The following is an 11,511-nucleotide window of genomic DNA, read 5'->3' as shown; positions in this document are numbered from 1 at the left end:
CTGCCGTCGAGCGCCACGTCCAGCTTCCGTTTGCCGGTATCGATCCCGGCGCAGATTGTGATAGGCTTGGCCATCTTCGTCGACCCTCCCTTGTGATGCGAACCTGAAGTTCGTTCAACCATTCGGGTCCCGATGAAGCGCCGACCGCGATCTTGCTACAAGGCAGCCTCAAGGCTTCGGTGGGCAGCGATCCGATCGATCGGCAGCCCAGCTCGGGCGGCCACCCGGGCTGGGCCATTCCTCACGGAACGATCTCACTCTACTCCAACGCGCTAATACAAGGGTGGGCAAAGGCGCGCAGTGCCGTGCCCACCATCCCACGTTCTGCAAGCAATGGTGGGCACGCTGCGCTTTGCCCACCCTACGAATTCACGTCAACGCGCTCTTCAAATCGAAGCTCGGGTCGGCCGCCTGCTCCGGCGTGATCGAGCGATTGGCGCCGAGCAATCTCCGGCCGAACATGTGATCGCCGGCGCGATTGACGGATTCGATGCCGACGAGGTGACCGTCGCGGTAACAAAATGCCGAGAACTGCCCCTGCTCGCGGTCGCCGCGCACGACAACCCGATCATAGCCGGTGGTCAACCCTACCATCTGCAATTTGTCGGACCCCTGGTCGCTCCAGAACCACGGCAGCCCGTCATAGGCTTTGGCATGGCCCGTGAGCCGCGCGGCGACACAGCGCGCATGGTCGGTCGCGTTCTGCACCGACTCCAGCCGCAGCGAGCCGCCGAACCGCTCGCTCTTGTAGAGCGCGCAATCGCCGATCGCCGAAATATTCGGATCCGAGGTAAGCAGGTGCTCGTCCACGATAATGCCAGACGCCACCGGCAGGCCAGCTTCGGCAGCGATCTCGACATTCGGCAATACGCCGACGCCGACCACGACGAGATCGGCAGGGATATGCCGGCCGTCGCTGAGGCTGACGCCCGTCACCCTGGCGCCGTCGGCCTCGATGCTTGTGACCTGAACGCCGAGATGGATGCGGATGCCTGTCGCCGTGTGCCGCGACTGGAAGTAGTCGGAGATTTCCGCCGTCACCGCGCGCGCCATGACGCGCGCCGCCAGTTCGACCACATCGACCTCGAGACCCTTCGCGCGCGCGGTCGCGGCGAACTCCAGCCCGATGAAGCCGGCGCCGATCACGACGACGCGCCAGCCGGGCTTCAGCAGACGCCGCAGCGCCTCGCTCTCGTCCAGCGTGCGCAGGTAGCGCACGGCTTCCAGATTGGCCTTGGGGGTGTCAAGCAGCCGGTTGCGCGCGCCGGTCGCAAGCACCAGGTGCCCGTATTCGAGCGACGCGCCGGAGTGGAACGTGAGCTTTCGGGCGGCACGGTCGATCGAGACGGCACGGTCGGTGATCGGATCGATGTTCTGCTCGTGGTAGAATTTTTCCGGTCGGAATATCAACGTCTCCGGCCCGCTGGTTCCCTTCAGATAGGCCTTCGACAAAGGCGGCCGCTGGTACGGCAGATGGCCTTCGTCATTGATGAGCGCGATGCGCTCGGCAAAACCGTCCTGCCGCAAGGACGCAGCAAGCTGGAAGCCGGCGTGTCCGGCGCCGACGATGATCACCGGTCCTGCCGTCATCGCGACAGTCCGTTTGCAGACGCACAGGAGCAACCCACGCCGTGTCCTCTCTCCGCTGATGTGGCTTGTCGCCTCATCCTCGCGGCGCTCGTGTCCGCGTCCCAGACGATGGCGGGCGTCATTTGGCCTCATGCTTTGCCGCGATGCAAGAGCGTTTCCGGCGGCGAAACGAAATAAGGCGCCATTTTGTGACTGGCGGGATTGTCACCCCTCGCCTCCCGCACTTAAATGCGTGCCAACCGTCCTGATTGGGAGGCCCTCATGCCGACACCCGACGCTACTACAACCGACCCGGCGCTGCTCAACATCGACGGCGCGATTGCCACGATCACGCTCAACCGACCGGCCGCCTTCAATGCGATCGATTTGTCGATTGCAAAGAAGCTCGAGCAGATCGGTGTCGAGGTAGAGGCGAATGACCATGTCCGTGTGCTCGTGATCGAAGGCGCAGGCCGCGCCTTCTGCGCCGGCGGCGATCTGCAAACCATTGGCGCGGCAGTCGAGGCCAATGATGTCAACTCCGTCGTTGGCGAATTGCTCAAGCACTACCACGCCTTCATCGCGACGCTCCGGCGGATGCCCAGGCTCGTGCTGGCGAGCGTGCACGGTTCGGCGGCGGGTGCCGGGCTTTCGCTCGCCTTCGTCGCCGATCTCTGCATTGCGGCAGAAGATGCCCGCTTCACGCCTGCCTATGCCAAGATCGGCGTCTCGCCCGATGGCGGCGGCACGGTCGGCCTTGCCGCGAGCGTCGGCCCACGCCGGGCGCTGCAGATCTTTCTGGCCGAGGACAGTTTTTCGGCGGCGCAGGCGTACGACTGGGGCCTCGTCGCAAAGGTGGTTCCGGCCGTCGAGCTGAAAGCTGCGACGCGCGAGTTTGCGCTGAGGCTTGCGCAGAATGCGCCGGCTGGACTTGCCGCGACCAAGGCATTGATCCACCGCGCACCGACGACGCCGATCCAGGCGCAGCTCGATGCCGAGCGCGACGCCATCATCGACTGCATGCAAACCGACGAATTCCGCATCGCCGTGAAGAAATTCACCAGCAAGTCGAAATAGGACCAGAGCCCATCACTTGCCGTCGGCGCGCATGAAATCGAAATCGCAGCCTTCATCGGCCTGCAGGATGGTCTCGTTGAAGAGGTGCGCATAGCCGCGCTTCGCCCAATCGGGCGTCGCCCGCGGCGCCAGCGCCGCGCGGCGCTTCTGCAATTCGGCCTCATCAACCAAAAGATCGATGCGGCGCTTTGCGACATCGAGCCGGATCATGTCGCCGTTCTTCACGAGCGCCAGCGGACCGCCAACCGCTGATTCAGGCGTGATGTGCAGCACGATGGTGCCGAATGCCGTACCGCTCATGCGTGCATCCGAAATCCGCACCATGTCCTTTACACCGGCACGCGCAAGCTTCCTGGGGATCGGCAGATACCCCGCCTCTGGCATGCCGGGCGCGCCCTTGGGCCCGGCATTGCGCAGCACGAGCACGTCGTCGGCAGTGACATCCAATTCGGGATCGTCGACGCGGCGCGTCATGTCTTCCACGGATTCGAATACGACGGCGCGCCCGGTATGCTGCAAGCGCTTCGGGCTCGCCGCGGATTGCTTGATGACCGCGCCGCGCGGCGCCAGGTTGCCGTGCAGGATGGCCATGGCGCCTTCCGCCTTGATCGGATTCTGGCGCGAGCGGATCGCATCCTGCCCTGGCACCTCCTCAGCCGCCGCGACGACCTCGCGCAGCGTCTGCCCGGTGATAGTCTTGGCATCAAGATCGATGAGATCGCCGAGCTGCGCCATCAGTTTCGGCACGCCGCCGGCATGATGGAAATGCTCCATGTAGTGTTCGCCCGATGGCTTCAGGTCGACCAGCACCGGCACCTCGCGGCCTAGTCTGTCGAAAGCTTCAAGGTCGATCCTGTGCGGCGCGCGATGAGCAATCGCGGTCAGGTGGATGAGGCCGTTGGTCGAGCCGCCGATCGCCTGCAGCACGACCTGCGCATTGCGGAAAGATGCCGGCGTCAGGATTTCGCTCGGCTTCGGCCCCTTAGCCTTCGCCATAGCGGCCGCGACCCTGCCGCTTGCTTCCGCCAAGCGGAAACGCTCGGCATGCGGCGCCGGGATCGTCGCGCTCATCGGCAGCGACAGGCCGAGCGCCTCGGTGACGCAGGCCATGGTGGAGGCGGTGCCCATCACCATGCAGGTGCCGACCGATGGCGCGAGCCGGCCGTTGACCGCCTCGATCTCGTTGTCGTCGATCTCGCCGGCGCGATATTTACCCCACAGCCGCCGGCAATCGGTGCAGGCCCCTAACACCTCGCCCTTGTGATGGCCGACCACCATCGGCCCAACGGGGATGACCACCGTCGGCAGATCGGCGCTGACAGCGGCCATGATCTGCGCCGGCAGCGTCTTGTCGCAGCCGCCGATGACAACGACCGCGTCCATCGGCTGGGCGCGGATCATCTCCTCCGTATCCATCGCCATCAGGTTGCGGAGATACATCGAGGTCGGATGCGCGAAGCTTTCCGCGATCGAGATCGTCGGGAACACGAACGGCATCGCGCCTGACAGCATCACGCCGCGCTTCACGGCCTCAAGGATCTGCGGGACGTTGCCGTGGCAGGGATTGTAGTCGCTATAGGTGTTGGTGATGCCGACAATCGGGCGGTCGAGCGCGTCGTCCGAATAACCCATCGCCTTGATAAAGGCCTTGCGCAGGAACAGCGAGAACCCAGCGTCGCCATAGCTCGTCAGCCCCTTGCGCAGTCCTTCAGCCATTTTCTTCGTCCTCTTGTCTTGTTGCGGGCACTAAAGGAGTGCGGCGGATGTTGTCAACGCACATTACTTCCAGTCGATGACCCGGCTCTTGTCACCGTCAAACTCCATGCCGCAGAACGCACCGCCTTGGTAGAAGTCCCCAACCGGATCGGGCCGCAGTTTGGCCTGTTCGGCCATCGCGTGCTCTCGGAACTCTTCCGCACGGCCAGTCGGGCGATAGCCGAGATCGTAGGCACGGTGATTGTCCCACCAGGAGCGCTCGTTAGAGGAGGCGCCGTAAAAGATCTCGAAATGGATGTCGGGGTGCTCGAGCCCGATGCGGCAGAGCTGCACCAGATCCTCCGGCTTCAGCCAGATCGAGAGCCGGCGATGGTCCAGCGGCTTTTCACCAAAATTGCCAATGCGCAGGCAGGTCACCTTCAATCCATGCTTGTCGGCATAGAGCGCGCCGACCGCTTCGCCGAAGACCTTGCTCACGCCGTAGCGGCTGTCGGGACGCGCAGTCACATCGGTGCCGATGCGGTGATGGCGCGGATAGAAGCCGACCGCATGGTTCGAGGAGGCGAAGATCACGCGCTTCACACCTCTCTTGCGAGCGGCCTCGAACAGGTTGTAGCAGCCGATGATGTTGGACTGTAGGATCGAATCCCAGGGGCCTTCGACCGAATAGCCGCCGAAATGCAGGATGCCATCGACACCCTCGCAGATCGCCTCGACCTGGGCGAGGTCGGCGAGATCGGCAGGCTTGAACGTTTCATTCGCTCCGAGATCGGCCGGCGTCTTGAGATCGCTGAGCACGAGATCGGGATAGATCGGCGGCAGCAGCTTGCGCAGGCTGGTACCGATACCGCCGGCCGCGCCGGTCATCAGGATGCGTGGCATTTCTTCCCTCATTGTTTCAGCCGATTTGCGGTCGCTGTCTGACAATGATAGCAAAATGAGGCGCGAGGAAACATCACAACGAGAACAGCAAATGTCCGATACGCATTCCGCCGGCTGGCGTCCGGCGACGTTTTATCCTGATCCCGCGATCCATGCGCTCGATCCGCGCTTCGAGAAATATTGGCTCAAGCTCTCGGCGGTGGAACGGCTGGCCACTGGCCTGCGCTGGGCCGAGGGCCCGGTTTGGTTCGGTGATGGGCGTTATCTCCTGTGCAGCGATATCCCCAACCAGCGCATCATCAAATGGGAAGAGGAAACCGGCGCGGTCAGCATTTTCCGCAAGCCCTCCAACTTCGCCAATGGCAACACCCGCGACCGGCAGGGCCGGCTGATCACCTGCGAGCACGGCGGCCGCCGCGTGGTGCGCACCGAGTATGACGGATCGATCTCGGCGTTGATGGACTCCTTTGGCGGCAAACGGCTGAACTCGCCCAATGACGTTGTCGTGAAGTCCGACGGCTCGATCTGGTTCACCGATCCGGTGTTCGGCCTGCTCGGCAATTACGAAGGCTACAAGGCTGAGCCCGAGATCGATGCCAACGTCTACCGGATCGACGGCGACACCGGCAAAGCGACCATTGTCGCCGAGGGCGTTTTGGGGCCGAACGGGCTGTGCTTCTCGCCGGATGAAAAGATCCTCTACATCGTGGAATCGCGCGGGGTGCCGAACCGCAAGATCCTTGCCTTTGACGTGGCGCCTGGCGGCGACAAGATTTCCAACAAGCGGGTCTTCGTCGATGCCGGCCCGGGCACGCCTGATGGCATGCGCTGCGACATCGACGGCAACCTCTGGTGCGGCTGGGGCATGGGCGATCCCGAACTCGACGGCGTCGTCGTGTTCGCGCCCGACGGCGTCATGATCGGCCGTATCGCTTTGCCCGAACGCTGCGCCAACCTCTGCTTCGGCGGCTTGAAGCGTAACCGCCTGTTCATGGCCGCCAGTCAGTCGATCTATGCGCTCTATGTGAACACGCAAGGCGCGCTCGGCGGGTAGAAACACCGCGCCGGGACGGAGGGCCCATCCCGGCGCCGCAATCTTGTCGTGAAAGGCTTACGCCGCATTGAAGCCGGCGACGGCCTTCACCTCGAGATATTCTTCCAGGCCGAATTTGCCCCATTCGCGGCCGTTGCCGGACTGCTTGTAGCCGCCGAACGGCGCGGTGCGTTCGTTCGGCACGCCCTGCAGGTTGACGTTGCCGGCTCGGATTTGCCGGCCGACCTTGCGCGCGCGCTCCACAGTGCCCGCGGAGACGTAGCCCGCGAGACCATAAGGCGTGTCGTTGGCGATGCGCACCGCGTCTTCCTCGTCCTTGGCGCCGATGATGGTCAGCACCGGGCCGAAGATTTCCTCGCGGGCGATCGTCATCTCGTTTGTGACGTCGGCGAAGATGGTCGGGCGGACATAGAAGCCCTTGTTGACGCCCTCGGGCAGGCCGGGACCACCGGCAACAAGCGTGGCGCCTTCGTCGATGCCCTTCTTGATCAGCGCCTGGATCTTGTCCCACTGGCCGCGGTTGACGACCGGGCCGATGGTGGTGCCGTCGGCGCGGGGATCGCCGGCCTTGGTCTTGTCGGCGACGCCCTTGGCGATCGCGGCCACTTCCTTCATCTTCGACAGTGGCACGATCATCCGTGACGGCGCGTTGCAGGACTGGCCGGAGTTGTTGAACATGTGCATGACGCCACCGGTCACCGCCTTCGCGAGGTCGGCGTCGTCGAGGATGACGTTCGGCGACTTGCCGCCGAGTTCCTGGCTGACGCGCTTCACGGTCGGTGCGGCACGCTTGGCGACATCGACGCCGGCGCGCGTCGAGCCGGTGAACGAGATCATGTCGATATCCGGATGCTCGCTCATGGCGGCGCCGACTTCGGGGCCGAGGCCGTTGATCAGGTTGAACACGCCCTTCGGCACGCCTGCTTCATCGAGGACCTCGGCGAAGATCAGCGCCGAGGTCGGCGTGAACTCGGACGGCTTCAGGATCATGGTGCAGCCCGCCGCGAGCGCCGGCGCGACCTTGCAGGCGATCTGGTTCAGCGGCCAGTTCCAAGGCGTGATCATGCCGATGACGCCGACCGGCTCGCGCACGATCACGGCAGTGCCCATGGTCTCTTCGAACTCGTACTTCTTGAGCACTTCTAAGGTGTTCATGAGATGGCCGAGGCCGGCGCCGGCCTGCAGCTTCTCCGCCATCGGCAATGGCGCGCCCATCTCGTCGGAGACGGCGGCGCCGATTTCCTTCATCCGGCCCTTGTAGACCTCGACGATCTTGGTCAAGAGCGCGACGCGCTCCTCGCGGCTGGTTTGCGAATAGGTCTCAAAGGCGCGCTTTGCCGCGGCTACCGCCTTGTCGACGTCGGCCTTGGAGCCGAGCGCCACTTCATACATCGCCTCTTCGGTTGCCGGATTGATGACGGGGGTGGACTTCTTGACGACGGGATCGACCCAGGCGCCGTCGATATAGAATTGCAGGCGGTTGACCATCGGAAACCTCTTGTGCGGGGCGTATGGAGAACAGAATGGAAGCGTTCGGCAGGCATCCTTGCACGAAAGCTTGATCAGTTGAACCCGCCATATGCGGTGCGCCGCGATGCGGCGAATACCGGATATAAGATCAGCCTCGCGATGGTGGCAAGACGGCTCGCTGTCGCTCCCTCCCCTCTTCGTCCTCCTGCCTCACACCGCCATTTTGCGGTGCCGCACGGGGGCGCCGACGGTAACCGCTTCGGCGGCGTCGATGATGGCGTTGGCGTCGATGCCGTGGTGACGGTAGAGCTCGCCGATCGAGCCGGTCTGGCCGAAATGCTCCACGCCCAGCGCCTCGACGCGATGTCCGCGCACGCTGCCGAGCCAGCCGAGCGAGGCCGGATGGCCGTCGAGCACGGTGACGAGACCGCAGTCGCGGTGCAGGGCCGAGAGCAGCTTTTCGACATGGCTGAGATGCTGCACGCCGCGCCGGTCGCGGCGCAAATTCCGTGCAGCGGTCCATCCTGCATGGAGCCGGTCGGCGGAGGTGATCGCGAGCAGGCCGACATCGCGATGGCTCTCGCCGATGAAGCCAACCGCCTCTATCGCCTCCGGCGCGACCGCGCCGGTGTAGGCGACCACGATATCGCAGTTCGGCCCCGGCCGCCGCAGCCAATAGGCGCCGTCGGTGATGTCGCGCTGCAGCTCGCCCGTCATGATCCGCTGCGGCTGCTCGATGGTGCGGGTCGATAGCCGCAAGTAAACCGAGCCGCCGCCTGCGCTCTCGCGCTGCATGTGCTGGAAACCGAACGCCATGATGACAGCGAGCTCATCGACGAAGGCCGGCTCGAATGCGGCAAGCCCATCCTGACCGATGCCGATCAGCGGCGTCTTGATCGACTGATGCGCGCCACCTTCGGGCGCCAGCGTCACACCTGATGGCGTCGCCGCCACCATGAAGCGCGCATCCTGATAGCAGGCATAGTTCAACGCATCGAGGCCGCGCTCGATGAAGGGATCGTAGAGCGTGCCAACCGGCAGCAGCCGTTCGCCATTGATCTGGTGCGACAGCCCGAGCGCCGAGAGCAGGATGAACAGGTTCATCTCGGCGATGCCGAGCTCGAAATGCTGCCCCTTCGGCGAATATTCCCAGGTGTAGGCGGATGGGATCTTCTCCTGCCGGAACAGATCGTGGTTCTCGGCCTTCGCGAACAGGCCGCGGCGGTTGACCCAGGCGCCGAGATTGGTCGATACGGTGACGTCGGGCGACACGGTGACGATCCGCGCGGCGAGCTCGCTGTCACCGCGGGCGACCTCGTTCAGCACGAGGCCAAAACCCTGCTGCGTCGACATCTGCGATGTCGGTTTGAAGGCAAGCTGCGACGGCACCTCGATCGCGGGCGCATCCAGCCGGCGCCGTCCCTCGCGGTTGAAGGGCGCCTCAGTGAGGAACGCTTTGAGCTCGGCGGGATCCTGCGACAGGCCCTCGAACTTCTCCCACTCGTGGCCCGGCCGGATGTTCTGGCTGGCGCGCCATTTCTCCATCTGCGCGACCGTCATCAACCCGGCGTGGTTGTCCTTGTGGCCCTGAAACGGCAGCCCGACGCCCTTGATGGTGTAGGCGATGAAGCAGACCGGGCGATCATGGTCGATCGCCTCGAACGCCTCGATCATGCTCGCCATGTCATGGCCGCCGAGATTGGACATCAGCGCCAGCAGCTCCTCGTCGCTGCGGCGGTCGATCAGGGCCGACACCGGCCCCTGGTCCCCGATGTCGTCCTGCAGATGCTTGCGGAACGCGGCGCCGCCCTGGAAACAGAGTGCGGCATACATCTGGTTCGGGCAGTTGTCGATCCAGCGCTTCAATGCTTCCCCGCCCGGCTCGGCGAAGGCCTCGAGCATCAGCTTGCCGTATTTGACGATCACCACGTCCCAGCCGAAATTGCGGAACATGGTTTCGAACTTGGCCCACAATCCTTCGCGCACGACGGCATCGAGCGACTGCCTGTTATAGTCGACCACCCACCAGGTGTTGCGCAGGCCGTGCTTCCAGCCCTCCAGCAGCGCCTCGAAGATATTGCCTTCGTCCATCTCGGCGTCGCCGACCAGCGCGATCATGCGTCCCTCGGGACGGTCCTTCATCCAGCCATGCGATTTGACGTAGTCCTGCACCAGCGAGGCGAACAGCGTCTGCGCCACGCCGAGCCCGACCGAGCCGGTCGAGAAATCGACGTCGTCGGCGTCCTTTGTGCGCGACGGATAGGATTGCGCGCCCCTGTAGCCGCGGAAATTCTCCAGCTTCTCGCGGGTCTGATGCCCGAACAGATACTGGATCGCATGGAACACCGGGCTCGCATGCGGCTTCACCGCGACGCGATCCTGCGGGCGCAGCACCGAGAAATAGAGCGCCGACATGATGTTGGCGAGCGAGGCTGACGAGGCCTGGTGGCCGCCGACCTTCAGCCCATCCGCGTTGAGGCGGATATGGTTGGCGTGATGGATCGTCCAAGACGACAGCCAGAGCACTTTCCGCGCCAAGGCCGACAACAGCTCCAGGCGTTGAGGCTCGATTCCCATGGCCATGCTCCGGGCTCAATTCAATATGCGCCGATTTTAGCGGGGCTGCCATCGGCAAAAATCTCAAATCCTTGCGACATACCGTCCAGGATTGGGATAAATTCCCACATCCTGCTTCCAGACTGTGAGTTCATCCCAATGCCAGCGCTAGACGCCATCGACCGCAAGATCCTCAGCCTGCTGCAGACCGACAGCCGCATGACCATGCAGGAACTGGCCGACAAGGTCGGCCTGTCGGTCTCGCCCTGTCACCGCCGCGTGAAGCTGCTCGAGGAGCGCGGCGTGATCACGCGCTACATCGCGACCGTCGATCAGAAGGCGCTGGGTCTGCATGTCAGCGTCTTCATCTCGATCAAGCTGGCGCGGCAGAAGGAGGAAGACCTCAACCGCTTCGCGCGCGCGATCTCGAAATGGGATGAGGTCCTGGAATGCTATCTGATGACGGGCAACCGCGATTATCTCCTGCGCGTCGTCGCCGCCGATCTCTCCTCCTATGAAGCCTTCCTGAAGAACAAGCTGACGCGGCTGGACGGCATCGCCTCGATCGAGTCGAGCTTTGCATTGAGCCAGGTGAAATACTCGATCGCGCTGCCGGTGTGATTCTGCGCTCCTCCCCCTGAAAGGGCCTGAAAGGGGGAGGTTGGGTGGGGGTCAGCCACGGACACAGGCGCTCGCGGAGAGAGGATCCCCACCCGGTTTGCGCGTGAAACGCGCAAACCGACCTCCCCTTTTCAAGGGGAGGTGAAGCGCAGGCGTGACGATGGAGTTGGTGACAGATGTGAATCTTCGTTCTCGCGGCGCATTGCGTCCGAGGTTTACGTCTCGTTTCACCCTCCTGGAAGATAGAGGGCGCAGGGAAAGCCGGGTGCCGGTTGCACCCGTGGGCCCCGTGCAACAAAAAGCACGGGGGTAGGACCACAGGTCAACCGGAGCAACACCGGCTTTCCCTGCGCAGTGGTTTACGGCTTACTTCGTGCTCTTCCCGGTGACCGGGCTTTCTTGCCACCGTCACTCGCAGATCATCTCTGCAAGACTTAGCGCCAGCGTCGGGGCGCCAGAACCACACGACTTCGCCGTCCGCTGATGCCGCGCTCGTCAGTCGCAACACCCGCGTCCACCGCATCTCACCGCAACGTTCGTGACGATCGCGAGCCGCCCCTCATCCG

The 11,511-nt window shown here is 63.9% G+C and carries 8 protein-coding genes; 3 read left to right on the top strand and 5 right to left on the bottom strand.

Going from position 1 to position 11,511, the window contains the following annotated elements; all coding sequences use genetic code 11:
• Positions 1 to 369: 369 nt before the first annotated feature.
• Positions 370 to 1,590 carry an NAD(P)/FAD-dependent oxidoreductase gene (locus J6497_RS32915; protein ID WP_225708371.1) on the bottom strand — a complete coding sequence of 407 codons (1,221 nt, stop codon included), beginning with the start codon at positions 1,588 to 1,590 and terminating at the stop codon, positions 370 to 372.
• Between the two features lie 261 nt (positions 1,591 to 1,851).
• Between J6497_RS32915 and J6497_RS32910 the strand changes: the two genes are divergently transcribed.
• On the top strand, positions 1,852 to 2,646 hold the full coding sequence (locus tag J6497_RS32910; RefSeq protein ID WP_225708370.1) for an enoyl-CoA hydratase/isomerase family protein: 795 nt from the start codon (positions 1,852 to 1,854) through the stop codon (positions 2,644 to 2,646).
• A gap of 12 nt (positions 2,647 to 2,658) precedes the next feature.
• On the opposite strand, the gene J6497_RS32905 is transcribed toward J6497_RS32910, so the two are convergent.
• Together J6497_RS32905 and J6497_RS32900 are read right to left on the bottom strand one after the other, a co-directional pair.
• Complete coding sequence (locus tag J6497_RS32905) at positions 2,659 to 4,362, bottom strand: IlvD/Edd family dehydratase (protein WP_225708369.1); 1,704 nt, start codon at positions 4,360 to 4,362, stop codon at positions 2,659 to 2,661.
• 63 nt (positions 4,363 to 4,425) lie between these two features.
• A complete protein-coding gene (locus tag J6497_RS32900) occupies positions 4,426 to 5,244 on the bottom strand; it encodes an NAD-dependent epimerase/dehydratase family protein (protein WP_225708368.1) in 819 nt (272 codons plus the stop codon).
• Positions 5,245 to 5,335: 91 nt separating this feature from the next.
• On the opposite strand from J6497_RS32900, the gene J6497_RS32895 reads away from it, so the two are divergent.
• Positions 5,336 to 6,298, top strand: a complete 963-nt coding sequence (locus J6497_RS32895) for an SMP-30/gluconolactonase/LRE family protein (protein WP_225708367.1) — start codon at positions 5,336 to 5,338, stop codon at positions 6,296 to 6,298.
• 57 nt (positions 6,299 to 6,355) lie between these two features.
• Here the strand turns inward: J6497_RS32895 and J6497_RS32890 are convergent, their stop codons facing one another.
• Together J6497_RS32890 and J6497_RS32885 are read right to left on the bottom strand one after the other, a co-directional pair.
• A complete protein-coding gene (locus J6497_RS32890) occupies positions 6,356 to 7,786 on the bottom strand; it encodes an aldehyde dehydrogenase family protein (RefSeq protein ID WP_225708366.1) in 1,431 nt (476 codons plus the stop codon).
• A gap of 192 nt (positions 7,787 to 7,978) precedes the next feature.
• Positions 7,979 to 10,345: a thiamine pyrophosphate-binding protein gene (locus J6497_RS32885; RefSeq protein ID WP_225708365.1), complete on the bottom strand. Its 2,367-nt coding sequence runs from the start codon at positions 10,343 to 10,345 to the stop codon at positions 7,979 to 7,981.
• Between the two features lie 138 nt (positions 10,346 to 10,483).
• Between J6497_RS32885 and J6497_RS32880 the strand changes: the two genes are divergently transcribed.
• Positions 10,484 to 10,945: an Lrp/AsnC family transcriptional regulator gene (locus J6497_RS32880; RefSeq protein WP_028165031.1), complete on the top strand. Its 462-nt coding sequence runs from the start codon at positions 10,484 to 10,486 to the stop codon at positions 10,943 to 10,945.
• Positions 10,946 to 11,511: the final 566 nt, after the last annotated feature.

This window comes from Bradyrhizobium cenepequi (assembly GCF_020329485.1).
In the GTDB taxonomy this organism is placed as follows: domain Bacteria; phylum Pseudomonadota; class Alphaproteobacteria; order Rhizobiales; family Xanthobacteraceae; genus Bradyrhizobium; species Bradyrhizobium cenepequi.
The sequence above is the reverse complement of the archived record's forward strand: the minus strand, read 5'-3'. Positions and strand labels throughout refer to the sequence as shown.